Origin of the sequence: Streptomyces sp. NPDC102283 (assembly GCF_044766265.1) — a bacterium.
Classification (GTDB): Bacteria; Actinomycetota; Actinomycetes; order Streptomycetales; family Streptomycetaceae; genus Streptomyces.
Map to the genome: position 1 here is coordinate 316735 of NZ_JBIWLQ010000007.1, position 14475 is coordinate 331209.

Here is a 14475-nt window from a genome sequence, read left to right on the forward strand (position 1 = left end):
TGGCCTGGAGCTACTTTGGGGCGAATGATCATGGCCCCGTCAGCTTCCGGCGAGCCGGGCAGTCTGTGGGCCTGGTTAAAGCGCGACGTTGGGGCCATGCTCTTAAGACGCTTATGCGAATCAGCTGAAGTGGGCTGCTATGGAAAATTATTATCTGAATTTCCTATTCAGGCGTAAAGTGGCCCGTCAGGTCGCCTGAGCGGATTCGGCCGGTCTTCTGCCCGGTTTGGGGTCGAGCATGATCAGGGGGTCGTACGCTGGCCGCCAGGCCGGGCAGGGTGATCCTGCCCGGGATTTGATCGATTGGCCCCCTGGTCTTTACTGACGCGGGACTCGAACCGGGGAGGTGGCTAAAACCGTGGAGCCGAGCGCCCCAGCCACAACAGGTTTCTTCCTCAGTCTGGTGTTCGCTCCAGCCGGGCGACTAACGTAGCCGGGCCGGAGGCAGAAGCGCCGGGCCCCGGCGGTAAGCGGAGCGAGTCGCCTTTATGGAGTAGGGAAAGCCCTATCGCGCTGGGATTAAGGTGCCTGGCGCAGCTTGTGTGTCCGATGTGGCCATCGACCGCGCTCACCTGGAGTGGTCGACGGCCACGTCCGGAGGCCGTCAAGCCGCCGAGGCGGCTTCCCGGCCCCGTCGCGTACGACGGTGGAGGATCTCGTTGAAGGAGGCGCGGGCACCGATGGGGTCGATGTAGTGCATGGCCCAGGAGGGCGGCGATGACGGAGCCGACCAGGTCGTTCTGGACCTCGGACCAGGTGTGGTCGTCGCCGCAGGTAGTGAGGCCCTTCAGGCCGTGGAGGGCGTGCATCGCCTCGCCGGCTTCCTCGGCGACCTTGCCGACCTGGAGGGCTTTGAGCTCCTCGTCGGGGAGGTGGGCGCCTGCCGCTCGGCAGACGGCGGAGAGCTTCTCGATGTTGTCCCACAGGGTGTCCACGTCGGACCTCCGATCGATGGGTTCGGCTATTCCTGTGCGGGTCGTCCGAGCTGACGTACGGTCCATCCGGCCGTGCGCCAGGCGTCGGCGTCGATGAGGTTGCGGAGGTCGACGAGGACCTGGTCCGCGACCAGTGGGGCGAGGGCTTTGGGGTCGGCCTCGCGGAAGTGGGGCCATTCGGTGGCCAGGACGATCAGCTCGGCCGCCTCGACGGAGTCTTCGAGGGTTTCGCAGTAGTCGAGTTCGGGGTGGCGGCGCAGTGCTGTGGGTACGGCGTGCGGGTCGTGGACGATGACGGTCGCGCCGCGCTGGTGCATGAGCGCGGCGATCGCCAAGGCCGGGGATTCGCGGACGTCGTCGGTACCGGCCTTGAAGGAAGCGCCCCAGACGGTGATGCGTACGCCGTCGACGGGTCGGCCGAGCGTCTGCTCGATGAGCCTCAGCGCGGCGGTGGGACGGGATTCGTTGACCTCCTCCGCCGCGCGCAGCATGGTCGCTGCCTCGGCGGCGCCCAGGGTGCGCGCGGAGGCGGTGAAGGCGCGGACGTCCTTCGGCAGGCAGCCGCCGCCGTAGCCGGGGCCGGCGTTCAGGCCGCCGCGGCCGATGCGGGGGTCCAGGCCGATGGCCTCGGTGCGCTGCTGGACATCGGCTCCGGCTGCGATGCACATGTCGGCAACGCCGTTGATGAAGGAGATCTTCATGCCGAGGTAGGCGTTGGCGGCACCCTTGATGAGTTCGGCCGTGGCGGGGTCGGTCACGAACAGCGGAATGCCATTCGCCAGGAGGGGCGCGTAGACCTCACGTACCGCATCCTCGGCGCGGGCAGACGGGACGCCGACGACGATGCGGTCGGGGCGCAAGGTGTCGTCGATGGCGTGGCCCTCGCGCAGGAACTCGGGGTTCCAGACGACCTCCACGTCCTCACCGGCCGGAGAGAGACGGGCGAGGAGGGCCCCGAGGTCGCGGGAGGTGCCGACGGTGACCGTGGACTTGCCGATGACGACCGTGGGGCGGGTCAGGTGCGGGGCGAGGGCGCGGGCTGCGCCGAAGACCTGCCCGGTGTCGTAGCTTCGTCCGTCCGCGTCGATGGGCGTGCCCACGGCGAGGAAGTGGATGTCGGCGAACTCGGCTGCCTCTGCGAGGCTGGTGGTGAACCGCAGTCTTCCAGTGGCGGTGTGGGCGCTGAGGAGTTCCGGCAGGCCGTCCTCGTAGATGGGGCACTCGCCGGCGTTGAGGCGGTCGATCTTTGCCTGGTCCAAGTCCACGCCGATGACCTCGTGGCCGATCTCGGCCATGGCAGCGGCGTGGGGGATGCCCAGGTGACCGCAGCCGATGACGGATACGCGCATGGGGTCGACGCTCCTTTCCTTGCCTCTCGCCCGCCCAGGGGAGTCCGGGCCGGCCGGGTGCGTCACGCTAGCGCCAACACCCGGCATGGCCCACTTCGTGCAGGTGGATCAACCAGCCTGCTGCTTCAGCAGGTTGACGAGGGCGGGAAGCGCCTCGGCGGCGGTTGCCCGGCACACCAGGTCGCCGTCCTGGGGGCCTTCCAGCGGGTACGGCATGAACTGGCCGTCGCGCCCGAAGCCCTCCGGGTCCAGGTAGACGACCTGCATGCCGCGAGCGCGGGCGCGTGCCTGGACCTTGCGTCGGTCGGCGTGCAGGCCGACGACGAGAAGGGCCTTGGCGCCGTCCACCCACTCGACGTCGGGTACGGCCTGGTCGTAGCGGCGCATGAAGCACTCGTCGAGCCCAGCGCGCGCGGCGAGCACGTCGAAGTTGTTGGTGATGACCGGGCCGACGAGGTGCCCGGCGTCCTTCAGTTCCTTCAGCGCCCACATGGCCGGGGTCGGCTCGGCCAGGAAGCAGGCCCGGAACATCTCCACGAATTCCGCAGTCTTCTCCTCCGGCTCCGTCAGCACTTCGTGGAGGAGGGTGTCCGCTGTCGGGGAGAGGGTGAAGCGGTGCTCCCGAGGCTCGTGGCCCTGGCGGTCGGTTACCCGGTAGATCTCCTGGAGACGGTGCAGGGGTGGGATACCCGCCTCGACTGACGTACCGCATCCGATCTCCACCTGGAACGGCAGCAGGTCCGCGAGGGCGGACAGGTCCGGCATGCGGGTCGGCGTACCGGGGCGGTCCTTGCACCTGATCCCGGTGGAGAGGACGTTCCACGGCAGCTGCCGGACAGCGGGCGGCGGTGCGTAGGACACCGAGGCGATCTGCACGTCCAGGCTCCGGTAGCCAGAGGGGAGGGTACGGCCCGCCGCCGCGTCCTGGGGGTGGGCGTCGTGCTCGGTGATCCGGCACTTCAGGTCCCGGCGTGTCCATAAGAATCCGCCAGGAGCCTCCTTCCAGCCACCGGTGGCGAGCGAGTCCCACAGGGTGTCGTGGTGCGCGTCGATCTCATCCGCTGGAGCGGTAGCGGAGTGGTAGAGGTACAGGTCGGTCAGGCCGATGGCCGGCGCGGCGGTGGTGGGGACCAGACCGTAGCGGTAGCGGTAGTGGATGATCCGCCGCCGGGCGTCGTCGGCGGCCGTCCAGCCGCTCTGTTCGGCCGTGGCCTTCTCCTGCGTACGACGCCAGATGCCTTCCTCGATGTAGCGGGGTCGGTCGGCGTCGCCGAAGTAGGTCTTCCAGACCTGCTGTTGGTCGGGGATGAGCTGGTCGATGACGATGTACGGGATGTCCATGATCTCTCCCTGGAGAATCACGCCTGGATGTTCCGGGTGCATGGCAGGCTCCGTTGGCCGGGAAGGTGGGGTGAACGACCCGGACAGCGGAGCGGCGTCAGCGGTCGGAGGGCGGGCTCGCGTCCGTTGAGACGGCGGCGGGCTGGTGACCGAGGACGTTGAGGAGCGGGACGGCCTGCTCACGCAGTGCCCAGCCCGGTCCCACCAGGCCGGCGACCGCCAGAAGCGTGAGCGCGATGCCTCCGCCTTCGGGGCGTACGGAGCGCGGCGCGGCTTTTCGGGCGTGGCGTCGCCGAGGCCCGGTCACGGGGTGCCGCCGAGGGCCCGTCCGTGTGCGTCGACGAGGCGGCTGGTCTGCTGGTGCAGCCACTCCAGCTCGACAGAGGTGAGGATGAGCGCGCCATCGAGGGTCGAGCCGTCATCCAAGTGGAACTCGATGGGAACCGATCCCTGCCTGGCCCGCGGGTCGTAGACCGCGTCTCGTCCGGCCGAGAGCATGGCGTGGGTGGCCCTCACCGGCACGGGCCTGAGCGTCGTCCCGTCGGCGGGCGCGGACCACGGGGCCCCGCCCCCGGGCGGACGCAGGTGGTACGTCGTAGCAGAGCCCTCACCAGGGAGAGCGACTACGACACCCACACGGCCATCGCGAGCGCTGTCCGTGGCGAGGTCGCCGAGCAGTGGGCGGAAGGGTGCTGCCGTACCTAACTCGGTTCCCTGCGAAGGAAGATGAGAAGAACGTCGTCGTGTCATGCCCCGAAGTTAGGGACAGGACGAGCCTCGAATATGAGCCGGAGGAATACGACCCCTATCCGTCCAGGTGAAAGCGGTCGGACATGTGCCGCAGCTTCTCCCTCGTGGCTGCTCGTTCCGCGTAGACGATGCTGCGGAGCGTTGAACGGGCGATGGGGTGGTTCCGTACGAGCTGCGGCGCGATCCGCTCAGCCGCCTCCAGCTCGGTGAGGGCCTTTGCCCGGTTTCCGTCCCACAGCCAGGCCCGCGCCACGTCCATGTGGTGGTGTCCCTGACGGGAGTTGGGCAGTGAACCGATCAAGCTCGGGCTGGTGCGGCGGTTTATCTCCAGCGCCTTGCCCTGCTTGCCCATTTCCAGGGCCACGCTGATCGCGTGGATCTGCACGTTCCCGGCGGAGAACGTCAGCGAATGCCGGTCGTACACCGGTGCCCCTACGTACGCGTCCATGCGTTCCGCCGCGTCCTTCGCGTGACCGATCCGGTCCTCCGCTTCCGATGGGCGGTTGGCCCGAGCGGCGGAGATGGCTGCTCGAAGCTGCAGCGTGCCCCAAGCCCGTACGGCCAGCGGATCACCGTGCTCGTACGGCTGTTGCACCGAGGCGATCGCCTTGTCCGAGAGGGTCAGAGCGTCGGCCCAGTCAGCCGTCGCCCACATGTCCCAGACGCGCATCCAGTCGGCGACGGCAGGCAGCACCGGATCTCCCGACAACCTGGCTGACCACGCGGCCCGTTCGCACGCCATGGCCACCAGCTCGAGGTGTCCGAGGGCGTGCGCGGCGGTGTGCGCGAACTTGCAGCACACGGCGTAAATGGCATACGCCTCTTCCCGTTCGTGCCCGTCCGAGTCCTCCGCCAGGGCGCGTGCTTCCCGGAACAGGTCCGGGAGAACTCGGAGAATCGCGACGTTGGAGGCGGTGTCCCGCAGGCGGTGCAGCCGGGTCACCTCACGCCATAGCTGTGAGGCCGGTCGGGGGACCCCGTCGAAGACGGGAACGAGGTCGTAGCGGCGCAGCTCGCGCAGGATCGACGAGGCGGCGATCTGCCACTGGCTGTCGTCGGGGGAACTGCTGTACGGGCGTCCGATCAGGTCGTTGGGATGGACGTGCAGTTCCGCGGCCACCTGGTTGAGCAGACCGACCCGGTCCAGCTCGATCAGGCCACGCTCCATCTTCGACACCCAGCCCTGCGACTTCCCGAGGGCCGTCGCCAGGTCGGCCTGCGGCATGCCCAGTCGCAGCCTCGCCCTGCGAGCGCGCTTGCCGATCTCCTCGGCTTCCTCCAGCATCAGGACACCTCCCGGCCGCCGGACGATCCGGCGCGGCCGCCGGTCTGTCCGTACAGAGTTCGTCTCTTGCACGGTACCCATGACGCGGCTTCAGCGTGAGACGAGCTGCAAGGACCGTCGGGGCCGCGGCCCATGTACCGCTGTCCCGTCTTGAACGGCGAGTCCGAGACCGGAGGCACTTCTGTCCGCCATCAGTGCCCGGACGGCCATCAGGCATTGATTCCGAAGCCGCCGGTGCCGAACGACAGCGGATCATGGGGATGAGGAACTTTCCACGTCGCGCACCGCCGGAGGCAGCCAGTGATCACCGTGACCGTCCTCCACCCTGGAACCATGGGCGCGGCGATCACCGCCGAGCTCGTGGCCGGCGGTCATGAGGTGCTGTCGGCGACCAAGGGCCGCAGTGAGAACACCTGGGTCCGAGGGAGAGAGGCCGGTGCCACGGCGTACGACTCGCTCGCGGAGGCGCTGTCCAGAAGCGCGGTCGTTCTCTCGGTCTGCCCACCACAGGCGGCGGAGGACGTCGCGGCGGCGGTGGCAGCGCACGGCTTCGCGGGGGTGTACGCCGATGTCAACGCCATCAGCCCTCAACGCGTACGGCGCATCGCTGACGAGATCCGCCCCGGCTCCGCAGTTGTCGACGGTGCCGTTTTCGGTCAGCCGCCGGGCGAGGGGCGTGTCACACGGCTCTATCTCGCAGGGGCCGACTCTGCCGTCGAGCTGGTGGCGTCGCTGTTCACGGACTCTGCGCTGCACGTGTGCCGGGTCGGGGACACAGTCGGTTCCGCTTCCGCGCTGAAGATGGCCTTCTCCAGCTACCAGAAGGCCGCCCGCACCCTCGCCGGAGTCGCTCACGCGCTCGCCGACGCCCATGGAGTCGGTGATCAGCTCACAGCCGAAGCCGAGGTCATGATCTCCGCGATCCTCTCCGATCCGGAGTATCTACCGAGCGTGGCAGCCCGAGCCTGGCGCTGGGCGCCCGAGATGGAAGAGGTCGCCGATACTCTCCGCGCGGCTGACCTGCCCACGGACATGGCCGAAGCCACGGCTCGAGTGCTCGCCTACTGGGAGCAGGACAAGGACCAGTTCGACCTGCCGGTCGTGCACACCCTCTCCCAGCTCCGGTCAGAAAGGAGCCGTTGATTCGTTCATGCCGAGGGCGAGACGCAGCAACGGTGGGTGTGGCCGATGTCGCAAGGTTCCGGCGAAACCGCTGGGCGTAGAACGGTGTTGCGAAGCTCTTCCACCAGAGCTCGCAGGCTTGGAGCGGGCCACTTGGGGCATGTCAGCCCACGAGAGGTCCAGACAACAAACAAGGCCCGGGTCGATGACCTGGGCCTTAGTCGTGGAGCGGGTGACGAGAATCGAACTCGCGCTCTGAGCTTGGGAAGCTCATGTTCTACCATTAAACTACACCCGCGAAGCGTGCCGATCACCGGCGCTGCATCGTTCCACACTCTACCCCATGCCAGACCTCCGGCGGATGAGCCGTGGGGTCTCCCTGCTCTGTGTCCGGTGGGGGAGAGGAGGTGGACGGGGGTGTGATGGGCGGGAGTTGGGGGCGTAGCGTGGGTGGTCGGAGTGCCGTGTGGAGTGGCGTCCCGTTCATCCCCTAATGTGGCTTTCTCGTCCATATGTGGTTGGGGAAGGGACTTGATGGAGTCGATGGAGCGCACCGTCGTCCGCTGTGCCGAAGGGCATGTATTCGCTACCTCGTCGTTCCCGATGCAGCAGCTCGGGGCCGGCCGGATCGGGCCCGGGCGGTTGATCCGGTGTCCTCGGTGTGCGCGGTTGCGGCAGGCCGTGCCGGTGGCGTTCGAGAAGCGGTAGTGAGCGGACGCGGGAAAGAGATGTAGCGGGGCGGTGGTAGGTGTTCCGCAGGCGCGCGGGTGGTCCGGTTGGGGCGGGCTCGCGCGTTCTGCGTATCCTCGGGAGGTGCTTCTCTCAGACAAGGACATCCGGGCCGAGATCGACGCAGGCCGAGTCCGTATCGATCCGTACGACCCTTCGATGGTGCAGCCGTCGAGCATCGACGTGCGGCTGGACCGCTACTTCCGGGTGTTCGAGAACCACCGGTACCCGCACATCGATCCGGCCGTCGAACAGCCTGATCTGACCCGTACGGTCGAGCCGGAGGGCGATGAGGCGTTCATCCTGCACCCCGGGGAGTTCGTGCTGGCGTCCACGTACGAGGTGATCTCGCTCCCCGACGACCTGGCCTCGCGGCTGGAGGGCAAGAGTTCGCTCGGGCGGCTCGGGCTGGTGACGCACTCGACGGCCGGGTTCATCGACCCCGGGTTCTCCGGGCACGTGACCCTGGAGCTGTCGAACCTCGCTACCCTGCCGATAAAGCTCTGGCCGGGCATGAAGATCGGGCAGCTCTGCCTGTTCAAGCTGACCTCGTCCTCCGAGTTCCCGTACGGCTCCGAGCGCTACGAGTCGCGGTACCAGGGGCAGCGGGGGCCGACGGCCTCGCGGTCGTTCCAGAACTTCCATCGGACCCAGGTGTGATCAATCATGGCGAGTGACGAGCGGGAAAATCTGACGTACGAGGGCTTCGGGCGGGCCGTGCGCGAGCTGGCGCAGGCCGTCGCCGACGACGGGTACGAGCCCGATGTCGTGCTGAGCATCGCTCGGGGCGGGGTGTTCGTCGCCGGCGGGCTTGCGTACGCGCTCGACTGCAAGAACATCCATCTCGTCAATGTGGAGTTCTACACCGGGGTCGGGACCACCCTGGAGATGCCCGTCATGCTGGCGCCCGTCCCCAACGCGATCGACTTCTCCGAGAAGAAGGTTCTGATCGCGGATGATGTCGCCGACACGGGCAAGACGCTGAAGCTCGTCCACGACTTCTGCGTCGACCATGTCGCCGAGGTGCGCAGCGCCGTCATCTACGAGAAGTCCCACTCCCTCGTGAAGTGCGAGTACGTGTGGAAGAAGACCGATCAGTGGATCAACTTCCCTTGGAGCGTGGAGAAGCCCGTCGTGCGGCGGGACGGGCAGGTTCTCGACTCCTGATTTCGCGGTGCGCAGTGTCCGTATGTGAGAAGGCCCCCGGAGTGCGCGTTCCGCACTCCGGGGGCCTTCTCGGCCGTCTCACGCTGTTTCTCAGATCGTGCCCAGCTTGATGATCGACAGCAGCGCGATCAGCTGGATCGCCGACGCTCCCAGCGCCTTCGGCCACGGCAGGTCGTGCGACTTGCTGACCATCGACGTGAACAGCGCCCCGGCAGCCAGCCAGGTCAGCCAGCCCACGATCTGGACCAGGGAGTTCTCGCCGCCCAGGAAGAGGGCGAAGAGGAGGCGCGGGGCGTCGGTCATCGACATGATCAGCATCGACAGGCCCACGGTCGGCTGCCACGAGCCCGTGCCGCCGAGCTGGCGGGCCAGGGTGTGGGTCACCGCGCCGAGGACCAGGCCGCCGATGACGAAGCCGACGCCGGTGAACAGGACGTACGGGATGGCCGTCGAGATCGTCGCGTTGATCGCTTCTTCGCGCGCCTGGTCGAAGCCGAACAGCGCGAGCAGGCCGTAGACGAACGTGACGACCAGCGCCGGGCCCCAGACCGGGTAGTCCCGCATCTGCCAGAACGTCGGTCCCGGGCGTGCCACGATGCCGGTCAGCAGTTCCTTCCAGCGCAGGCGCGGGCCCGTCGGCTGGGCGGGGGCGGAGCCGGCCTGGTAGGTGTTGCCGCCGTTGTACGGGTCCTCGTCGACGCGGAACGCCTGCGTGTGACCCGGGTTGTTGGCGTAGGGGTCATGGGGCGCGGGGTCCGCGTACGGGTCGCCGAAGTACTCCGGCTCGCCGTGGCCGCCGTGGCCGCCGTGGCCCTGGCCGTGTCCGGCCTGTCTGCCGTGTCCGCCCGGTCCGGGGCCCGCGTAGCCGCCGCCCGTGTTGTACGGGGCGCCCTGGGGCGGTCCGTACGGCGGTGGCGCTCCGCCGTTGCCGGGGCCTCCTGCCGTCGGCCACGGCTGATCACCGTACGGCGGCTGTGGTGCCTGCCCTCCGTACGGCTGCTGCCGCTGCTGCTGCTGCTGCTGCGGTTGTTGCGGGGTGCGGTTGTCCCGGCCGCGTCCGATCCTGAATCCAGCCACCCGTCGAACGTACCTGGTCCCCGGGTGCGGGGGGTGGGGGCCGGGGGAACCCGTCCGCCTTTGCGGCCGAGCTGTGACATCCCCTAGGGGCCGCACCCTGGGCCCTGGGAGGGGAGTTCAGGGCAGGAACAGCGCCGTGGAGAAGGTGAGTACCGGCCTGTCCGTGTTACCCGCCGTGTAGAGGGCGATCAGGTCCTGCCGCTCGCCCCGGTACGTCTGCACCACCGTGTCCTGCTTCTCGTCGGCGTCGTAGTCGCCGTGGTCCAGGAGGCTGGTGCGGGTGGCGCCCGGCGCGTTCAACGGCGCGCTGGGGAGTTCTTCCGCCCCGAACGCGTAGGCGCCGCCCGGCCGGGCCGGGCCCTTCGCGGAGCCGAGCAGCAGCGTGCCCTCGGCCGCCCGGCCGGGGGCGTGCGGGCGGGCGGCGGCGACGAGGTCGTCGTAACCGTCGCCGTCGGTGTCGGCCCGGGGCTCGGGGGCGTAGAGGTACGGACCGCCGTCGGGGAGCAGTTCCGCGCTGCGCGGGGCACCGGTGCGGGTGAAGGGGCCGTGCAGGAAGGTGACCCGGCCGGCGCTGGCGGTGACCGCGAGGTCGGTCCTGCCGTCGCCGTCGAAGTCGCCGCAGACCGGTTGCTCGGGCCATTCGTTGCCGAACCGGGCCTTCTGCGGGATGCGGACGGTGACCGCCTTGCCCGTCAGGCCCCGCGGGGAGCCGAAGAGGATCTGGAGAGGGACGGGCGGGGCGCCGATGCCGTTGTACGGGGGGTCGGTGGAGACGATCAGATCGGTGAAGCCGTCCCGGTCCAGGTCGCAGGCCGACTCGGCGTCGAACGCGGCGGGCAGGGTGTCGCCGGACTTCGCCGCGTTCGCCCGGGCGCTCAGCAGTTGCCGGGCGGCCGGGTCCAGGGGTCGGTCGTCGGAGCCGTAGACGACGCCGATGCCCGCGTCGTCGCCGTGGCTGTCCTCGGGGGCCTTCACCAGGTCGTCGATGACCAGGTCGCGGTGGCCGTCGCCGTTGAAGTCGTACGGGACGCGGCTGCCGGTGCCGTGCGGTACGGGGATGCGCGCCGTGCCCGCCCGGGCCGGGGACTGTGCCTTCGGCGGGGTGTCGCCGTTCTTGGCGCCGGAGGCGGAGGCGGGTCCGGATGCGGCGGCCGAGGGGGCGTCGGCGGCCGAGGGGCTTCCGCAGCCGGTGAGTGCGAGCAGCAGACCGGCGCAGCCCGCGGCGAGGGCGGCCGTCGCCCTGGTGGTGACCGCTGCCTTCGGGTGCGTGATGTGTGGGCGCACGGGGCCTCGTTCGTCGCTCGTTCGTCGTGTGCTGTCCGCCGGCCGCCGCACGCTGTTCGCCGGCGGCCTTCGGCAGGCGCGGGGCTCCCGACCCGTGACCGGGCGGCTCCGGGGCACATGATGCTCCAGATACGTCGTCGCGTACATGTCCGAGTTCACCGTCCGCGTGCGGCGGTCGTCACGTCCGGCGGGCGGAGCCCCCTATGCCTGTGCCGGTGCCCCACGAAGAAGCGGCCGGTCCTGCCCCCGAGGCAGGTCCGGCCGCTCATCGCGTCGACGCGTTACGTCACTTTGCCGGTTCGGGCTCCGGCGCGTCCACCTGCTCCGGCTCGCCCGCCGGATCGGCCGGGGTCTTCACCGACTCCAGGAGGAGCTGCGAGACGTCCACGACCTGGATGGACTCCTTGGCCTGGCCGTCGTTCTTCTTGCCGTTGACCGAGTCGGTCAGCATGACGAGGCAGAACGGGCAGGCGGTGGAGACGATGTCCGGGTTGAGGGCGAGGGCTTCCTCGACGCGCTCGTTGTTGACGCGCTTGCCGATCCGCTCCTCCATCCACATCCGGGCGCCACCGGCACCGCAGCAGAAGCCGCGCTCCTTGTGGCGGTGCATCTCCTCGTTCCGCAGCCCCGGGACCTTCGCGATGATCTCGCGCGGCGGGGTGTAGATCTTGTTGTGACGGCCCAGGTAGCACGGGTCGTGGTACGTGATCAGGCCCTCGACCGGGGTCACCGGGATCAGCTTGCCCTCGTCGATGAGGTGCTGGAGCAGCTGCGTGTGGTGGATGACCTCGTACTCGCCGCCGAGCTGCGGGTACTCGTTCGCGATCGTGTTGAAGCAGTGCGGGCAGGTCGCGACGATCTTCTTCGACGACTTGGGCTTCTTCGTCGTCCCGTCTTCATCGTCCTCGCCGTACGCCATGTTCAGCATGGCCACGTTCTCCTGGCCGAGCTGCTGGAACAGCGGCTCGTTGCCCAGGCGGCGGGCGGAGTCACCGGTGCACTTCTCGTCGCCGCCCATGATCGCGAACTTGACGCCCGCGATGTGCAGCAGCTCCGCGAAGGCCTTCGTGGTCTTCTTGGCCCGGTCCTCCAGGGCGCCCGCGCAGCCCACCCAGTACAGGTAGTCGACCTCGGTGAGGTCCTCGACGTCCTTCCCGACGATCGGGACCTCGAAGTCGACCTCCTTGGTCCACTCGACGCGTGCCTTCTTGGCCAGCCCCCAGGGGTTGCCCTTCTTCTCCAGGTTCTTGAGCATGGTGCCCGCCTCGGACGGGAACGCGGACTCGATCATCACCTGGTAGCGGCGCATGTCGACGATGTGGTCGATGTGCTCGATGTCGACAGGGCACTGCTCGACGCAGGCGCCGCAGGTCGTGCAGGACCAGAGGACGTCCGGGTCGATGACGCCGTTCTCCTCGGCGGTGCCGATGAGGGGGCGCTCGGCCTCGGCGAGGGCGGCCGCGGGAACGTCCCTCAGCTGCTCCTCGGTGGCCTTCTCGTTGCCCTCCATGTCCTTGCCGCCGCCGGCCAGGAGGTAGGGGGCCTTGGCGTGCGCGTGGTCGCGCAGCGACATGATCAGGAGCTTGGGGGAGAGGGGCTTGCCGGTGTTCCAGGCGGGGCACTGGGACTGGCAGCGGCCGCACTCGGTGCAGGTGGAGAAGTCGAGGATGCCCTTCCAGGAGAACTGCTCGACCTGGGAGACGCCGAAGACCGCGTCCTCGGCCGGGTCCTCCCAGTCGATCTCCTTGCCGCCCGACGTCATCGGCTGGAGCGCGCCGAGCGCGACGTCGCCGTCGGCGTTCCGCTTGAACCAGATGTTCGGGAAGCCGAGGAAGCGGTGCCAGGCGACGCCCATGTTGGTGTTCAGCCCGACCGTGATCGCCCAGATCATCGTCGTCCCGAGCTTGATCATCGCGAACAGGTAGACCAGGTTCTGCAGCGTCTCGACGCTCAGTCCCTCGAAGGCCAGCACCAGGGGGTACGAGGCGAAGTAGGCGGGGCCGTAGCTGTCCACGTCGTGCAGCGCGCCCTCGAGGCCGCGGAGCAGCATGATCGCGGCGCCGATGATCAGGATGATCGCCTCGACGAAGTACGCCTGGCCCATCTTCGAACCGGTGAAGCGCGACTTGCGGCCGGCCCGCGAGGGCAGGTTCAGCTGGCGGATCGCGATCAGGACGAGGATGCCGAGGGTCGTGCCGAGCGCGATGAACTCGATGTAGACCTCGTACGGCAGGAAGGTGCCGATGTACGGCAGCACCCAGTCGGCCTTGAACAGCTGGCCGTACGCCGTGACGATCGTCAGGCCCAGGGTCAGGAAGCCGACCGCGACGAACCAGTGGGCGACGCCCACGATTCCCCAGCGGTTCATGCGGGTGTGGCCGACGAACTCCTTGATCAGGGTGATCGTCCGCTGCTTGGGGTCGTCGGTGCGGCTGCCTGCTGGTACCGGCTGTCCGAGCCGGACGAAGCGGTAGATCTGCGCGACGGCTCGGGTGATGAGCGCAACGCCGACGACCGTCAGCACCAGCGACACAATGATCGCGGCGAGTTGCATTTCGGGGCTCCTCGGGCCTGCGAGAGCGGGTTCCAGGTACTACTGCCCGCTACTACTAAGCAGTAACTTAATTAGTCTGTGCTGACACTATCCACTTATTCCACCGTGCTGTAGCCGGGTCGTCGGTGATCTGCGTCGCTCAGGTGTGCCTTGGTGCGACGGGCCTTCCGGAGCCGCGTCCGCAGGGGATCGCGTGCGGCTTCGGCGAGGATCGCCAGGTCGAGCACCACTCCATGGTGCTCTGCGTAGTGCTGGTCCAGCAGAGCGGGGTCGTCCCACGGCATGCCGGAGCGGGCACGTACCTGTGCCAGTCCGGTCAGTCCCGGCCGCAGCTCCTGTCGCCACTGCCGGGCTCCGGGCCCTGTGGCCCGCGGGTCGCCCGGGGCCAGTGGGGCGGGGCCGACCAGGGAGAGATCGCCGCGTACGACGTGGGGCAGGCGGGAGAACAGGTCCAGGCGGAACCTTCGGGTGCGCAGGGTCCGCAGTTCGAAGACCCGGCCGCCCAGGCCGGTCCGGGGCCGGCGGTCCCAGGCGCCGCCCGGAGTGTGCCGCGCGCTCAGGGCGAGGGCCGCGACGGCGACGGCCGGGGCGGTCAGGACGAGCAGGGCGGTGCCGAGGGTCAGGTCCAGGACCCTTTCGGCCGGTGTGCGCGGAAGGAGGCGGTCCGCCAGCCGCCCGGCCCGGTCGGTGAGGCCGGCCAGGCGTGCCACGGGGCGCGACGGGAACTGGCCCCTGACCGTGCCGGGCTTGCTCCTGTACGGGGGTGGCGGCGGGGGTGAGTGCGGGGGCGGGGGTTGGGCCGGCTGGGGCCGGGGAGGTGTCGGCCGGGGTCGTTGCGGCTGCTGGGGCTGTTGGGGCTGCCCATCGCGCCGGGATGGCTGG

General features: G+C 69.0%; 13 protein-coding genes and 1 tRNA gene. 4 read left to right on the top strand and 10 right to left on the bottom strand.

Annotation, left to right across the window (positions count from 1 at the left end; translation table 11 throughout):
* Positions 1–698 precede the first annotated feature (698 nt).
* Positions 699–989, top strand: coding sequence for a hypothetical protein (locus ACIRJT_RS16915; RefSeq protein ID WP_403909707.1), 291 nt, complete (start codon positions 699–701; stop codon positions 987–989).
* On the opposite strand, the gene ACIRJT_RS16920 is transcribed toward ACIRJT_RS16915, so the two are convergent.
* From ACIRJT_RS16920 to ACIRJT_RS16940, 5 genes are all read right to left on the bottom strand, one after another.
* Positions 962–2284: a UDP-glucose dehydrogenase family protein gene (locus tag ACIRJT_RS16920; RefSeq protein ID WP_403909709.1), complete on the bottom strand. Its 1323-nt coding sequence runs from the start codon at positions 2282–2284 to the stop codon at positions 962–964. The two genes, ACIRJT_RS16915 and ACIRJT_RS16920, sit on opposite strands and share 28 nt — an antisense overlap.
* A 108-nt stretch (positions 2285–2392) precedes the next feature.
* On the bottom strand, positions 2393–3625 hold the full coding sequence (locus tag ACIRJT_RS16925) for a hypothetical protein (RefSeq protein ID WP_403909918.1): 1233 nt from the start codon (positions 3623–3625) through the stop codon (positions 2393–2395).
* A gap of 97 nt (positions 3626–3722) precedes the next feature.
* Complete coding sequence (locus tag ACIRJT_RS16930) at positions 3723–3932, bottom strand: hypothetical protein (RefSeq protein WP_365545527.1); 210 nt, start codon at positions 3930–3932, stop codon at positions 3723–3725.
* Positions 3929–4147 carry a hypothetical protein gene (locus tag ACIRJT_RS16935; RefSeq protein WP_403909713.1) on the bottom strand — a complete coding sequence of 73 codons (219 nt, stop codon included), beginning with the start codon at positions 4145–4147 and terminating at the stop codon, positions 3929–3931. Before ACIRJT_RS16935 ends, ACIRJT_RS16930 begins: the two co-directional genes overlap by 4 nt.
* Positions 4148–4430: 283 nt before the next feature.
* Complete coding sequence (locus ACIRJT_RS16940; protein WP_403909716.1) at positions 4431–5660, bottom strand: helix-turn-helix domain-containing protein; 1230 nt, start codon at positions 5658–5660, stop codon at positions 4431–4433.
* A 300-nt stretch (positions 5661–5960) separates the two neighbouring features.
* On the opposite strand from ACIRJT_RS16940, the gene ACIRJT_RS16945 reads away from it, so the two are divergent.
* Positions 5961–6803 carry a DUF1932 domain-containing protein gene (locus tag ACIRJT_RS16945; protein WP_403909719.1) on the top strand — a complete coding sequence of 281 codons (843 nt, stop codon included), beginning with the start codon at positions 5961–5963 and terminating at the stop codon, positions 6801–6803.
* Between the two features lie 203 nt (positions 6804–7006).
* Here ACIRJT_RS16945 and ACIRJT_RS16950 read toward each other — a convergent pair.
* A tRNA-Gly gene (locus ACIRJT_RS16950) sits at positions 7007–7080 on the bottom strand.
* Between the two features lie 515 nt (positions 7081–7595).
* On the opposite strand from ACIRJT_RS16950, the gene dcd reads away from it, so the two are divergent.
* Both dcd and ACIRJT_RS16960 read left to right on the top strand, forming a co-directional pair.
* Complete coding sequence (gene dcd, locus ACIRJT_RS16955; RefSeq protein ID WP_050358434.1) at positions 7596–8171, top strand: dCTP deaminase; 576 nt, start codon at positions 7596–7598, stop codon at positions 8169–8171.
* 6 nt (positions 8172–8177) lie between these two features.
* Positions 8178–8678: a phosphoribosyltransferase gene (locus ACIRJT_RS16960; protein ID WP_007452875.1), complete on the top strand. Its 501-nt coding sequence runs from the start codon at positions 8178–8180 to the stop codon at positions 8676–8678.
* A 90-nt stretch (positions 8679–8768) separates the two neighbouring features.
* On the opposite strand, the gene ACIRJT_RS16965 is transcribed toward ACIRJT_RS16960, so the two are convergent.
* The 4 genes from ACIRJT_RS16965 to ACIRJT_RS16980 form a co-directional block, all read right to left on the bottom strand.
* The gene (locus tag ACIRJT_RS16965; RefSeq protein ID WP_403909723.1) at positions 8769–9755 is read right to left on the bottom strand and encodes a Yip1 family protein; all 987 of its coding nucleotides are present in this window, start codon (positions 9753–9755) and stop codon (positions 8769–8771) included.
* A gap of 117 nt (positions 9756–9872) precedes the next feature.
* Positions 9873–11039: an FG-GAP repeat domain-containing protein gene (locus tag ACIRJT_RS16970; protein WP_403909726.1), complete on the bottom strand. Its 1167-nt coding sequence runs from the start codon at positions 11037–11039 to the stop codon at positions 9873–9875.
* A 286-nt stretch (positions 11040–11325) separates the two neighbouring features.
* Complete coding sequence (locus tag ACIRJT_RS16975; RefSeq protein WP_403909730.1) at positions 11326–13593, bottom strand: (Fe-S)-binding protein; 2268 nt, start codon at positions 13591–13593, stop codon at positions 11326–11328.
* Positions 13594–13688: 95 nt separating this feature from the next.
* A complete protein-coding gene (locus tag ACIRJT_RS16980) occupies positions 13689–14303 on the bottom strand; it encodes a sugar transferase (RefSeq protein WP_403909733.1) in 615 nt (204 codons plus the stop codon).
* Positions 14304–14475 lie beyond the last annotated feature (172 nt).

Bases quoted from the DNA above. Each gene is read 5' to 3' on its own strand.
- ACIRJT_RS16915 (WP_403909707.1), top strand. From the start codon at position 699: ATGGCCCAGGAGGGCGGCGATGACGGAGCCGACCAGGTCGTTCTGGAC.
- ACIRJT_RS16920 (WP_403909709.1), bottom strand. From the start codon at position 2,284: ATGCGCGTATCCGTCATCGGCTGCGGTCACCTGGGCATCCCCCACGCC.
- ACIRJT_RS16925 (WP_403909918.1), bottom strand. From the start codon at position 3,625: ATGGACATCCCGTACATCGTCATCGACCAGCTCATCCCCGACCAACAG.
- ACIRJT_RS16940 (WP_403909716.1), bottom strand. From the start codon at position 5,660: ATGCTGGAGGAAGCCGAGGAGATCGGCAAGCGCGCTCGCAGGGCGAGG.
- ACIRJT_RS16960 (WP_007452875.1), top strand. From the start codon at position 8,178: ATGGCGAGTGACGAGCGGGAAAATCTGACGTACGAGGGCTTCGGGCGG.
- ACIRJT_RS16975 (WP_403909730.1), bottom strand. From the start codon at position 13,593: ATGCAACTCGCCGCGATCATTGTGTCGCTGGTGCTGACGGTCGTCGGC.